This window comes from Streptomyces sp. NBC_00299, from assembly GCF_036173045.1.
In the GTDB taxonomy this organism is placed as follows: domain Bacteria; phylum Actinomycetota; class Actinomycetes; order Streptomycetales; family Streptomycetaceae; genus Streptomyces; species Streptomyces machairae.
Genome location: NZ_CP108039.1, coordinates 8,552,840 through 8,565,196, shown reverse-complemented (window position 1 = coordinate 8,565,196; position 12,357 = coordinate 8,552,840). Strand labels below are relative to the sequence as shown.

Genomic DNA, 12,357 nt, shown 5'->3' with positions numbered 1-12,357 from the left:
GCCACGTCCCTCGGTCGGCGGGATCGCGCGGTCGACTGGTTGTCATGACCTCGCACAATGTGCGACGAGGATCGCCACTCCTGCTCAACGAGTCAAGAGTCCGGGACAGTTGACCTGATGAAGGGGCGTCGGCTCACTCCGGATGCGTGACCCGGATCTTGGACTGGCCGTGCGGGAGTTCCTCCCAGTCCGCCATGAAGCGAGCCCGCAAGCCGTGCTTCTCGGCCAGCGTCAGGAGGGTTTCGGTGCGGTAGTAGAAGTCCTCCCGAAGGACGTGGTGCTCCTGCCCTTCGGTGCGGTCGAAGGTGAAGTCGAACCAGCCGCCGGGCGCGAGCACCCGGCCCACGCTTGCCAGGCACTCATCGATGACCGGGAGCGGTGAGTGCGAGAAGACGCTGTGGGCGTGCACCACGTCGAAGTGGGCTTCGGGCAGGAAGCTCAGCTTCAGGTCGCGCACCGGGGTCAGCGTGGGCAGCCGCTGCTGCAGACCCATCGCCACGAGGGTGTCCTGCGCGGCGAAGAGGATGTCGGGCGAGATGTCGATGCCGTAGTAGTGGCCGGGCTCCAGATGGCGGATGAACCGCCAGCCTCCTCGCAGGTTGCCGCAGCCGATCTCCAGCATCCGGTGCCCGGGGCGCAGGCCGTGGCCGAGGAGGTAGTCGAACTGCATCGCCCCGAGCGCCAGCCAGCGCTCCCGGTTGTGGCTGCCGACCGCCGCGTCCGGGTCGGCCCGGGTGTCGGACCGCATCACGGCCCGGTAGTAGGCGACGTGGTCCGGGTGGCGGCGGCGCAGCCACATGTCCCGGGCGGTGCGGACGAGATGGCGGGGCACGCGGTCGGGGTGGCGCAGGGCGTAGGTGAGACGGTGGCCGAGGGCGGAGCGGTCGGCGGTGAGGTTCTTGGCCGGCATGGGTGTGCCTCCCTGGTACGCGGTACCACCGAGGATGCTCAACGGGGCCGCGCGGCGCCACAGGTGCGGGCAGTGGATGGAGGAGGGCCCATCGGGCTCACGCGTGAGGCTGCCGCGAAAGACTGGACCAATGTCACCCCATCCACCATGATGACGCCGCCATGACAACACTGCCGTCGGGATGGTGACCGTGCGCGGATCCTTGGTGAGGGCGACTCTCGCCGCCGTACTCCTCCTCGTCCCACTGGCCTCCCTGCCCGAGGCCGCGGCCGAGCAGCAGCCGGCTCCCGCCGAGGCCGTCGTCCCGCCCGCCGCCACGGCCGAAGCGGAGGACTGGACGCCGCCGCTGGGCACACGGGGGCGCTGGATCGTCGACGCGGACGGGGACCGCTTCAAACTGCGGTCCGGCAACTGGCATGGCGCCAGCGGCACTTGGAACGGCTCGGGCGACCAGGCCGACGACGCGAGTCACCACGCCGGCGAGAACGCCGGCCGGATACCGCTCGGCCTGGACCGCGCCTCCGTGGCCGAGATCCTCGCCGGGTTCCGCGAGATCGGGATCAACAGCGTCCGGCTCCCCTTCTCCAACGAGATGGTCCACGACAGCCGTCCCGTCACGGACGAATCCGTCGCCGCCAACCCCTCGCTGCGCGGCAGGACGCCGCTGGAGGTGTACGACGCGGTCGTGCGCGACCTCACGGCCGCCGGCCTCGCGGTGATCCTCAACAACCACACCAACACCACGCGTTGGTGCTGCGGAGTCGACGGCAACGAACGCTGGAACGCGAGCCAGTCCACCGGGACCTGGGAGAACGACTGGCTGTTCATGGCCCGCCGCTACCGGGACAACCCGCGCGTAGTCGGCGCCGACCTCTACAACGAGGTACGCCGCAACGTCTGGGACGACCCCAACTGGGGCCTCGGTGACGACCACGACTGGTTCGCCGCCTCCCAGCGCGTCGGTGACCGCATACTCGCGGAGGCCAATCCGAACCTGCTGATCGTCGTCGAGGGCATCAACTGGACCGGCATCCCCGTCGACGGCCTGCCGCACGAGCGCCCCACCCTGGAGCCCGCCCGCCGCCTGTCGCACACCCTCGTCGACTCCGGCAAGCTGGTGTACTCCGCCCACTTCTACGACTACACCGGCGCGAACCACAGCGGTGCCACCGGAACGGGCGAGACCAGCGACCCCCGCTACCGCGACCTGAGTCCCGCCGAACTGATCGCGGTGCTCAATCGCCAGGCCTTCTTCGTGGCCGCCGAGCAGGACCAGCACTTCACGGCCCCCGTCTGGATCAGCGAGTTCGGCGTCGGGGGCCGCGACGAGACCGGGCAGAAACCGCGGGCCTGGTTCGAGAACTTCGTGGACCAACTGATCCGCACCGACGCCGACTTCGCCTACTGGCCGCTCGTCGGCTGGCACCAGGACCGCAAGGGCAACGGCTGGGCACTGCTGCACTGGGATGCCGAAGGCCGCCGTATGGGCGTGTACGACGGCGACGACTGGCGGGCCGCCGCCTGGACGAGGCTCGTCGAGGCCGACGGCCGCACCGGGCCGGTGGCACCGGTCGCCGACTGGTCCATGCTCAGCCCCGACCACGGCGACTTCGTCCAGTCGCGGCGGATGCGGGCCCTGCCCGACTGGGATTCCGGCGCCCGCAAGGCCGTCTGCCCCGACGGACAGCGGTTGCTCGGCCTCGGCCACACGGGCAACCGGGGACTGTGCTCGGACGTGACGGCCGGCGCCCTGTGGGACCCGGCCGGCGGACACGAGGTGGTCAGGGACGAGCGGCACGTCGCCGCGGGACGGGACTGGGCGTCCGGTTACGCCAAACTCCAGTGCGCCGAGGGGCAGTTCCTGATCGGCTACAGCGTCCGCGGCGCGGCCGTCTCCGCCGCCCTGTGCGCCACCGCCCCGGCCGGGAGGCTCGGCGCGAGTGGCAGTACGGTCTGGTTCGACCGGGGCGACAACCGGGGGCCGGCCGCCAAGGGCGGCGACTTCGCGCAGGGGCACTACAAGGGCCAGTGCGCGGACGACGAGTACGTGGCCGGCATCGCCTACACCGGCCGGGTGGGATCGGCCCGGACGCCCGACGCGCTGTACTGCCGCAAACTGGGCTGATCGCCGCAGCCGGGGGATGCTGGAACCCGGATGCGGATCACCTGTGCTCTTGCCGTGCTCACCGCCGCGAACCTGCTGAACAACTGGCTCGCGCGGAGCCCAGCCATGTACGTGGTCATCTGCGTGATCGCGACGGCCGTGCTGCTGATGATCGCCCACTGGGACGGTCTCACCCCGGCCGACCTGGGGCTCGACGCGGCGGGGGTGCGCCGGGGGCTGCGGTGGGCTCCCGTCCTGGTGGCGATCGTCCTGCTGGTCCTGCTGGTCCTCCTCGCCGTCCCGGCCGGACGGGAGGCCTTCCGGGACGGCAGGGCGGCGGACCTGTCCCTCGGGCGGATGCTGTCGGGAGCGCTGGTGCGGGTGCCCTTCGGGACCGTGCTGCTGGAGGAGACCGCCTTCCGGGGCGTGCTGTGGGCCATGATCCGGCGTCGGCACGGCACGGCGTGGGCCACGAGCGTGTCGTCGCTGCTGTTCGGGGTGTGGCACCTGATGCCGTCCCGTGGCATCAACCGCTCCAACGCCGCCGTCGGGTCCGTCTTCGGGGAAGGCCAGGCCGGCGTGGCACCGACGGTGGCCGCGGCGATCGTCGCCACGGCCGTCGCCGGGGTCGTCCTGTGCGAGCTGCGCCGCCGCTCCGGCAGTCTGCTGGCACCGATGACCCTGCACTGGGCGGTCAACGGCTTCGGTTACGCGTTTGCCTGGGGAGCGGCCCGCTGGTGGCTCAACGGCTGAACGGCTGAACAGCTGAACGGTCAGAAGTTGATCATGTGACCGGCGAGGCCGTGCACAGCCTCCTTGACCGCCTCGCCGAGCGTCGGGTGCGCGTGGACGTTGCGGGCGACCTCGTGGACGGTGAGGTCCCACTGCTGGGCCAGGGTCAGTTCGGGCAGCAGTTCGGTGACGTCCGGGCCGATGAGGTGGCCGCCGAGCAGCTCGCCGTACTTGGCGTCGCTGATCAGTTTCACGAAGCCGGTCGCGTCGCCGAGGCCGTGCGACTTGCCGTTCGCGGTGAAGGGGAACTTGGCGACCTTCACGTCATGGCCGAGCTCGCGGGCCTGCGCCTCGGTGTAGCCGAAGCTGGCGATCTGCGGCTGGCAGTAGGTGGCCCGCGGGATCATCACATAGTCCAGCTCCATCGTCTCGGCGTCCGCGATGGTCTCGGCGGCGATGATGCCCATGGCCTCGGCGGCGTGCGCGAGCATCAGCTTCGCCGTGACGTCGCCGATGGCGAAGATGTGCGGGACGGACGTACGGCAGCGCCCGTCGACGTCGATCGCGCCGCGCTCGGTGACGGTCACGCCGGTCTTGTCCAGGCCGTAGCCCTCGATGTTCGGCTGGAAGCCGATCGCCTGCAGCACCTTGTCGGCCTCCAGGACCTGCTGGCTGCCGTCCTTGCCGGTGACCGTGACGCGCACCTGCTCGCCGGACTCGTCGACGGCGTCGACGCGGGTGGAGGTCAGTACGTCGATGCCCAACTTGCGGTACTGCTTGGCGAGTTCGGCGGACACCTCGGCGTCCTCCAGCGGGGCCATCCGGTCCAGGAACTCGACGATCGTGACCTTCACGCCGTAGTTGTGCAGCACATAGGCGAACTCGACGCCGATCGCACCGGCGCCCGCGATGATGATCGACTGCGGCAACTCCTCGGCCAGGATCTGCTCCTCGAACGTCACCACACGCGCACTGCGCCGGGTGCCGGGCAGCAGCTTGGGCGTGGCGCCGGTGGCGATGATGCACTGCTCGAAACCGATGGTGCGGGTCTCGCCGTCGTAGCCGGCCACCTGGAGGGTGTGCGGGTCGAGGAAAGTGCCGCGGCCGTCGATCTCGGTGATCTTGTTCTTCTTCATCAGGTAGTGGACGCCCTTGACCCGGCCGTCAGCGACCTTGCGGCTGCGGCGGAACGCCTCACCGAAGTCGAAGGAGACCGTCCCGTCCACCTTGATGCCGAAGGTCTTCGCCTCGCGCGTGAAGATGTGCGCCAGTTCGGCGTTGCGCAGCAGGGCCTTGCTGGGGATACAGCCCACGTTCAGGCAGACGCCGCCCCAGTACTTCTCCTCCACGACCGCCACCCGCTTGCCCAGCTGGGCGGCGCGGATCGCGGCGACGTAGCCGCCGGGGCCCGCTCCGAGGACCACGACATCGAAGCGCTCGTCCTGCTCGACCATGGAGAGTTCCTTCCTGAGTACGACGTCCTGCTCTGCTGGTGCCGGCCCTCGCCGGGCGAGGGCGAACGGCTTCTTCCAGCATGACCGCATCCACGGGGTTGTGTGGTGATGCGGGAGGGTGACGACGATCTCAGGTGGGGTGCGCTCGGGCTTTCGGGTCACTGCCCCCGCATGGTCAGCCGACGCACAGGAGGTTGAGCACGCAGAGCTGCGCCGGCGAGGTCGCTTCCGGTGCGGGGCTCGTCGGTGACGTGGAGTTGCCGGAGTCGGAGCCGTCGGTGGGCGTCGGGGTCGGCGCCTGCTGCTCGGCCTCGGTGCCGCCACTGCCGCCACTGCCGCCGCTGCCGCCACTGCCGCCGGAGTTCCCTCTGCCGGGATTCGCTGAGGCGTGCTGCGACTGCGGGGCCGACGTCACCGTGGGACTCGGGGTGGTGGCAGCGTCCGGTCGGGTGAAGTCCCGAGTGGTGCGCGGGGCGGCGACGGACTCCCGGGCGGCGTTGGTCGGGGACGGCTTCGACGTGGCCGTGTCGGTGCGCGGGGCGTCGGGGGTGTCCGGCGGAGTGGACGCCGGGCGGGTGAGCTCGGTGTGCTGCTGCTCCGGGAGGCCGACGTTCGGGCGTTCCGGCGCGGCGGCCGCCTGCGCCTTGTCGCCTGCCCCCCGGTCCAGCGCCGAGACGGTCAGGCCACCGCCGACCAGGGCGACTGCGGTCGCGACCACGGCCCGGCGCTGGTTCTTCTTCCAGCGGGCCCGCTGCCGACGCCGTGCTGCCCGGCCCTCGGGGACGACCGGTACACCGTCCGCGTCACCGGACGAGGCCATGGGCGCCGTCACGTCCGGGTCGGCGGACGGCGCCGCCTCGTCACGGAAGTAGCCGGCGTACCAGGTGTCGACCGCAGGGTTCTCCCGCGTCACCGCGCCCGGCGCCGCCGACACGGTGCGCCCCCCTGTCGTCAAGGGAGCGCTGTCCGGGGCGTAGGCGCCGCATCCGGGGCACACGAGGGCCCCGTTGAGATGCCGGCGGCACGAGGAGCAGTAGTCCATCTGGGGTCTTCCTGGCTTGACTGCGCCATCGGCCCTGCTCGGCCGCGGCCTGGTCACGTTCGCCCGTGGGGTCGAACGGCCAGAACGCTAACGATCCTTTCAAAAGGCTGTGTGCATCCCGAGTGATACTCCTGCGCAGATCTTTCACGAAGTGTGTGTGTACCGTGACCTGCTCACAGGTCACAGCACCCCTCGCGACGCATCTGGCGGCTCACCTCCAGCCAGTCGTCCGCCGCCCGTCGCTCAATGGCGACGTCGAAGGCGTCCACCAGGTCCGCCTGCTCGTAGAGGACGCCGCCGCGCAGGGCCGCCACCGTGCGGATCAGCGTGGCGAAGTCGGTGAACGGGTCGCCGTCCACGACGGTGAGATCGGCGAGCTTGCCCTCCTCCACCGTGCCCAGGTCGGCGTCGGCGCCGAAGACCCGCGCGGGCAGCAGCGTCGCGGTACGCAGCGCCTCGGCCGGTGACATGCCGGCGCGGTGCAGCGCGCGCAGGGCCAGGTGCAGATGCAGCCCGACCGGGACGATGGGCTGGTCGGTGCCGAGCGCGATCAGGCCGCCCTTGGCGAGGACGCGCCGGCAGATGTCCATCTCCCGCCCCAGCGTGGCCAGTTGGGCTTCGCTGGGCGGCTGCCCGGCGCGTTGTCGGACCAGCGCGGTGTCCCAGGGCGGCATGAGGGCGGTGACGCGCGGGTCGTCCGCGAGCGCGGAGTCCGCGCCCAGCAGGGCGAGTGCCGTGAACGGCGTGGCGACGAGGTGGAAGTCGGTCGCGGTGTAGATCTCCTCGACGTCCTCGCAGGCCCGACCCCCGGCGGTCGTCGCGTGGCCGAACTCCAGCCGCTGCGTCGCCTGCAAATGCGTCGTCAGGTCCTGGCCCAGCTGCACACCGGGGCTGCACAGATGACTTCCGCTGCGCACCCCCAGCCGCTCGTGCCCGAAGTCCGCAGCCTCCTTCATCACCCACCCGGGAGCCCGTACGTACGTCTTCACGAAGTCCCAGTCCAGCGCGGCACCCCGCGCCAGCGTCCGGTGCAGGCCCTCGCGGGTGCGGTGGGCGCGGCCCATGCTGTAGGCGACGCGCGCCCCGTCGAGCAGCTCACCGGTGGTCAGCAGCCGGGGCCCGGCGAGGACGCCGGCGGCGACCGCCTCCCGGATGCGGGCCTGTTCGTAGGCGAAGCCGCCCAGCGAGACGGCCGTCGTGATGCCGTAGGCGAGTTGCAGCGCGGTCTGGCGGCCGCCGTACGTGGTCTGCCAGGGGTGGGTGTGCGCGTCCCACAGGCCGGGGATCACGGTGCGGTCGCTCGCGTCGACCCGGCGTTCGGCCAGGCGGCCGGCGCGGTGCGGGGACACCTCCGCGACACGGCCGTCGCGGATCACGACGTCGACGTTCTCGCGGAGGTCCGTTCCGGTTCCGTCCCAGAGGCGGCCCGCGTGCACGACGGTGTCCGCCGGGCGCGGTCTGCGGTAGTCGAGCGGGACGCGGACGGTACGGGTCCTGCCGTTGCGGATGTCCGTCAGGCGCAGGGTGCCGGCGGAGAGGTGGAGCAGGGTGCGGGCGTCGGCGGACCAGGACGGGTGGTCGGCCGGTTCGGTGGTGAGCCGGCGCGGCTCGCCGTCGGGGGTGCCGTCGGCGCGGACCGGCAGGAGCCACAGCGCCGACTCCGCCACCACGGCCATCCAGCGGCCGTCCGGCGACCAGACGGGGCCCGAGTCGTAGCGGTCGGAGAGCGAGGTGTGCGAGGCGAGGGCGTGCAGTTCTGAGGTGCCGGTGGTCGTGTCGACGACGCGGATGAGGTTGTAGCCCTCGCGGAACCGCTGGTTGAGGCGGTTGCGGTCGCACAGCGCCACATACCGGCCGTCCGGCGACCAGCTGGGGCGGCCGGGCAGCCCACCCGCTCCCAGCGGGGCGGCGAGGACACGTTCGGCCCCTTCGGGCAGGTCGCGCACGACGAGGTTGCCGGACATGTCCAGGCAGGCCAGCCGCGTCCCGTCGGGCGAGAGCGCGGGAAAGACGCGGCCGCCCTCCGCGAGGACGGTCTCCTCGCCGGAGCCGAGGTCCCGGCGCCGTACGGCGAACAGTCCGTCACGGTCGTCGGCGTACACCAGCGCCGTGCCGTCGGGCGTCCAGGTCGGTGCCAGCACATAGCGGGTGGGGGGGACTTGCAGGACCTTGCGGGGTGCCCGGCCGCCGGTCGTCCGGGCGGTCCACAGCGCGTTGAGCGCCGCGAAGGCGACGCTACGGCCGTCCGGCGACAGGGCGGGCAGGTGCAGCGCGCGGACGGGACGGGCGCCGGCGCCCTCGAAGTCGTACGCCTTGCCCCGGTAGCGGGGCCGGTCCACGGGCAGCGTGGCGGTGAACGGGATCTCCTCGCCGCCGCCCGGCGCGTCCGGGTCGACCAGCCGGAAGTGTCCGTCGACGTTGAGGAGCAGTCGGTCGGCCTCCGTCCAGCGGGGCGGGGCGGGAAGGACGTCACCCCGCACGGCGACCGGTGCGCCGTCCACGACGAGGGTGCAGGACGCGGCGGGCGAGGCCGTGGTGCGCAGGTGGGCCAGGCGCCCGGTGGGCGACACGGCGGGGGTCATGAGCTGGGCGCCGGAGTCGTCGGTGTGCTCGGTGGTGACCGGGCCCGTGCCGTCGGCGGCCACCGCGGCGATCGCGGTCGCGCGCAGGGTGCCGGTCTCGGTGACGACGGCCCGCACGAACAGCACTCGTTGCCCGTCGGGCGACCAGGTGGGGTCGAAGTCCTCCCAGCGGGCGTCCTGCCCGGGGCCCTGCTGGTCGGGCCGCCCGGTGAGCCGGGTCAGCCCGCCGGTGCTCACGTCCACGGTCCAGATGCGGTACGGAGAGCCGGTCACGGTGTCGCCGCCGCGCTCGGAGGCGAATGCGATCCGGGTGCCGTCCGGCGACCAGGCCGGGCCCCGGTCGTCCCACGGCCCGTCGGTGAGCTGCCGCAGCCCGGTGCCGTCGGGCCGCAGCGTCCAGAGGTGGAAGCCTCCGCCGCGGTAGGCGCAGACGGCGAGGCGGCTGCCGTCGGGCGAGAACTGCGGGCGGGTGGGTTCGAGGCCGGGCGGCGTGAGCGGGACGGCGGTGCCGCCCTTGCGCGGGATGGACCAGAGCACGTTCTGCACCTCGGCGACCAGGCGGTCACCGGACGGGGCGAGGGTCGCGGAGCCACCCGTGGCGGCGGTGAAGGAGAGGGTGGTCGCGGCGGAGGATGCAGCCAAGGCGGGTGTACTCACAGGGGGGAGCGCAGAACCGGTGACGGCTGCGGTGGCGGTTGCGGTGGCCTGGAGGAATCCGCGGCGGGAGAGCGGGCCGAGGCGGAGTGCGGCTGCGGTGTCTTCGGGGTCCAAGGGAGCTCCCGGGGAGCGGAGTTGGGGTGCCGGACAGGAGAGACCACTGGTGGCAACGTACGGGGCGAATCCCGGTTACGGGCCTGACCCGGCGTTTCTCGGGCGTTTTCGGCCACCCGAGGCACCCGTTTCGGCTAGACCAGAAAGAGCAGTTGGACGGCGACGAGTACGTCGATGACGCCGCACCATTCGGCGAACGTACGCGAGACGACCTTGTCGAGCCGCAGGTGCACGAAGTCCCAGACACCGTGGCAGAACCAGCCGGCCGCCACCAGGTACCGGCCCAGGTCCGGATCGACCGCCAGCCCCGCCAGCGCCAGCCCGCAGAACACGACGGCACCCACGGCCTGCACCCCGAACGTGGCCCGCCCGTGGGGAGTCCCGCGGAGGGCGCCCCAGACCAGGACGGCCGCCGCGAGGGCGACCAGGACCGTCGACGAGGCGACCACATCTTGGGAAGCCAGGGCGAAGACCGCCACCAGCCCGGCCCCGAGCACCGGCCAGGTGGCCTGCGGCCTGCCGATCTGGTGGACGACCAGATAGATCAGGGGCAGCAACGGCAGGGTCTCGGCGAACCCTCCGACGGCGTCGGCCACGTCCTGCGAGCCGGATGCGATCACGTTGAGGGCGACGACCGCGGCGGCCAGTGCGGTCGGCCAGCGCCGCCTGAGCGCCGCGGTCGGGTGCGGCCGTGCAGCGGTCGCGTGAGGGGTGCGTGCCTGCATGACGGGCTCTCTTTCGGTACAGGGGCGGGGTACCGGCTGCGTCTGCTGCATCCGCTGCCGACACCCTCAGCCTCCGCCGCGACGAAGCCCGCCAGTAGTGCCGTATCCCGGTGCGCTCGCGTGGCGTTGTCACGTCCTCGGATGACATTTGTCATGGGGACCGTCTGGGCCACAATGACCGGGTGGGGGACGGGGAGTTCGATCGCGGGGCGGCGGGGCTTACGGGCTTCCGTCGCTACACCTGGTGGGCCGTGCCGGGTATGACCGCGTGCGTCCTGGTCCTCTTCGTCAGCGAGTGGGTCCTCGACGGCGACGTCCCCCTGTGGGCCCGCGCGCCGGCCGCTGCCGCCCTCGTGGTCGAGGTGTGGGCGAGCGTCGCCCTGCTGAGCCGACGGCTTGCGCTCCTGCCGGTCACGGCCGCGCAGCCCGGCGGACCGCCCATGGGCCTGCTGACCGCCGCGGTCGGGGCGGGAGTCGTGCTCGCGGCGCTGCCCTTGGCCGTGCGCAACTACGGGCTGTGGCCGGTGGCGCCCGCGCTGGTGGTCGCGATCGTCGCGACGTACCTCCCGCCGCGCCACAGGCGGCTGCTCGTCGGGGGCGCCGTGGTCCTCGCCCTGCTCCCCGGCAGCCTCGTCAGCCTTGCCGAGGGCGACGGGGAGTCGGCGTACGCGGCCCTGTTCCCGGCGGGGCTGGTCGCCTTCACCGCCTGGGTGACGCTCGGCCCGCTGTGGGCCTGGGACACGGCACGGCGGCTCGACGCGGCACGACGGCTGGAGGCGGAGCTGGCGGTCAAGGAGGAACGGCTGCGGTTCGCCGCCGACCTGCACGACATCCAGGGTCACCATCTCCAAGTGATCGCCCTGAAGAGCGAGTTGGCGGAGCGGCTCGTCGAGCGGGATCCGGCGCGGGCCGCCGCGGAGATGAAGGAGATACGGCAGCTGGCGGCGGACGCCCTCAGCGACACCCGGGCGGTGGTGCGGGGTTACCGCCGTACGAGCCTGGACGACGAGATCGCCAACGCGACCCGGGTGCTGGCCGCCGCCGGCATCGACGCGAGGATGACGCTCGCCCCCGATGCCGTCGCCACCGACCTCGCGGAAGCCGCCCGGCACCTCCTCGGACTGGTGATGCGGGAGGCCACCACCAACGTGCTCCGGCACAGCCGGGCCAGGCACGCCGAGGTCGACTACCGCATCGCCGGCGGCCACGCCCGTCTGCGCGTACGCAACGACGGCGCCGAGGAGCATCCGACGGCCCTGGACGGTACGGCCCTGGACGGTACCGGGCTGCGCGGCCTCGCCGAGCGGCTGGAGGCCGCCGGTGGCGAGCTGACCTGGCAGCACGACGGCGATCGCTTCGTGGTCGAGGCCGCGCTGCCGACGTGCTCGCCCAACCCCGTGGACGGAGCCGCCCCATGATCCGCCTGCTGATCGCCGACGACGAGGACCTCCTCAGAAGCGCCCTGGCCGCCCTGCTCGCGCTGGAACACGACCTCACCGTGGTCGCCGAGGCGTCCACGTCCACCGAGGCGGTGCGGCTGGCCCGCGAGCAGCGGCCCGACATCGCCGTACTCGACCTGGAGATGCCGCCGGCCGACGGGCTCCGCGCCGCCGAGGAGATCCGGGCCGAACTGCCCACGCAGATCGTCCTGGTGACACGGCACGCGCGGCCGGCCGTGCTGCGCCGGGCCCTGGCCGCAGGTGTCCGCGGCTTCGTGCCCAAGACGACCCCGGCGGGCCGGCTGGCCGAGATCATCCGGGACATCGCCGCCGGACGCCGCTATGTGGACCCGGACATCGCCGCTTCCGCGCTGACCGAGGACGACTGCCCCCTCACCGCCCGCGAACTGGAGGTCCTGCGCGCCGCCCGCACCGGCGCCTCGATCGCCGAGATCGCCGACGCCGTCCACCTGGCCCCCGGCACGGTCCGCAACTACCTCTCCGCGGCCATGGCCAAGCTGGGCACCCCGACCCGGCATGCGGCCGCGCACCGCGCCTGGGAACAGGGCTGGATCTGACCCTGCAACCCTGGCGGGGC

At 72.4% G+C, this 12,357-nt stretch carries 9 protein-coding genes; 4 read left to right on the top strand and 5 right to left on the bottom strand.

The window, feature by feature from the left end; genetic code table 11:
- Positions 1 to 133: 133 nt before the first annotated feature.
- Positions 134 to 910, bottom strand: coding sequence for a class I SAM-dependent methyltransferase (locus OHT51_RS38045; protein ID WP_328883442.1), 777 nt, complete (start codon positions 908 to 910; stop codon positions 134 to 136).
- Positions 911 to 1,091: 181 nt separating this feature from the next.
- Here OHT51_RS38045 and OHT51_RS38040 point away from each other — a divergent pair, with 181 nt between their 5' ends.
- Together OHT51_RS38040 and OHT51_RS38035 are read left to right on the top strand one after the other, a co-directional pair.
- A complete protein-coding gene (locus OHT51_RS38040) occupies positions 1,092 to 3,035 on the top strand; it encodes a glycoside hydrolase family 5 protein (protein ID WP_328883441.1) in 1,944 nt (647 codons plus the stop codon).
- A gap of 30 nt (positions 3,036 to 3,065) precedes the next feature.
- Complete coding sequence (locus OHT51_RS38035; RefSeq protein WP_328883440.1) at positions 3,066 to 3,767, top strand: CPBP family intramembrane glutamic endopeptidase; 702 nt, start codon at positions 3,066 to 3,068, stop codon at positions 3,765 to 3,767.
- A 20-nt stretch (positions 3,768 to 3,787) separates the two neighbouring features.
- Here OHT51_RS38035 and lpdA read toward each other — a convergent pair whose 3' ends face one another.
- The 4 genes from lpdA to OHT51_RS38015 all read right to left on the bottom strand — a co-directional run bounded on the left by lpdA (position 3,788) and on the right by OHT51_RS38015 (position 10,320).
- Positions 3,788 to 5,200, bottom strand: a complete 1,413-nt coding sequence (gene lpdA / locus OHT51_RS38030; RefSeq protein ID WP_328884569.1) for a dihydrolipoyl dehydrogenase — start codon at positions 5,198 to 5,200, stop codon at positions 3,788 to 3,790.
- A gap of 175 nt (positions 5,201 to 5,375) precedes the next feature.
- On the bottom strand, positions 5,376 to 6,242 hold the full coding sequence (locus tag OHT51_RS38025; protein ID WP_443052648.1) for an SCO2400 family protein: 867 nt from the start codon (positions 6,240 to 6,242) through the stop codon (positions 5,376 to 5,378).
- A gap of 173 nt (positions 6,243 to 6,415) precedes the next feature.
- On the bottom strand, positions 6,416 to 9,595 hold the full coding sequence (locus OHT51_RS38020; RefSeq protein WP_328883438.1) for an amidohydrolase family protein: 3,180 nt from the start codon (positions 9,593 to 9,595) through the stop codon (positions 6,416 to 6,418).
- Between the two features lie 134 nt (positions 9,596 to 9,729).
- Positions 9,730 to 10,320: a hypothetical protein gene (locus OHT51_RS38015; protein ID WP_328883437.1), complete on the bottom strand. Its 591-nt coding sequence runs from the start codon at positions 10,318 to 10,320 to the stop codon at positions 9,730 to 9,732.
- Positions 10,321 to 10,502: 182 nt separating this feature from the next.
- Between OHT51_RS38015 and OHT51_RS38010 the strand changes: the two genes are divergently transcribed.
- Positions 10,503 to 11,738 (top strand): sensor histidine kinase, encoded by a 1,236-nt coding sequence (locus OHT51_RS38010; RefSeq protein ID WP_328883436.1) that lies wholly within the window; start codon positions 10,503 to 10,505, stop codon positions 11,736 to 11,738.
- Positions 11,735 to 12,337: a response regulator transcription factor gene (locus OHT51_RS38005; protein ID WP_328883435.1), complete on the top strand. Its 603-nt coding sequence runs from the start codon at positions 11,735 to 11,737 to the stop codon at positions 12,335 to 12,337. The genes OHT51_RS38010 and OHT51_RS38005 overlap by 4 nt, the downstream gene beginning before the upstream one ends.
- The last annotated feature ends 20 nt before the right edge of the window (positions 12,338 to 12,357 follow it).